The organism is Streptomyces cinnamoneus (assembly GCF_014650495.1).
Lineage (GTDB): Bacteria > Actinomycetota > Actinomycetes > Streptomycetales > Streptomycetaceae > Streptomyces > Streptomyces cinnamoneus.
This window is the reverse complement of sequence record NZ_BMVB01000107.1, coordinates 1-505: the sequence shown is the minus strand read 5'-3', so window position 1 is coordinate 505 and position 505 is coordinate 1. Positions and strand designations below refer to the sequence as shown.

The window sequence follows — 505 nt, the reverse complement described above, 5'->3', positions numbered from 1 at the left end:
AGCATGATGCACGTGGCGGAGCTGTCTATTCCGCCACTCATTCCTACCAGGACTCTTTTATCTCTGTTATTCATTATATAAATAGTTCAGGTTCACGGCGTGCCGCACATTTTTGGTGTAGCATGGGGGTGTAAGGAGTATCAAAAACTCGTGCACCATTAGGGCATTCTTTTACGCAAGCGCAGCACTTGATGCATTTGGTAATCTCTGTTTCTATTTTTCCTTCATCGCTTAAAGCAATGGCATGAGTAGGACATACTTCGATGCATTCGCCACAGGCGAAGCATTCTTCAGTGCAGACTGGAGCGGCAGGAGTAGAGGGGCCAACAAAGCGATAAGGTATGTTTCCTTTTAGGTAAAAATCGGATAATGTTTCATCCTTCTCCAGTTTTGTCAGACAGTCTTTTCCAAATTGTTCCGCAATCTGTAAATCGGTAACATCCGGACGGCCTTCTGCAATGGGCATATTAGGACGGCTGTAGCTGTGTTCACCAATAAAGGCACC

General features: G+C 45.3%; 1 protein-coding gene. It reads right to left on the bottom strand.

The genetic code is table 11. From position 1 onward, the window contains the following. Window positions 1-73: 73 nt before the first annotated feature. Window positions 74-505 (bottom strand): DUF362 domain-containing protein (locus tag IE182_RS31685; protein ID WP_190113433.1); only part of this gene is annotated, 432 nt, incomplete at its 5' end.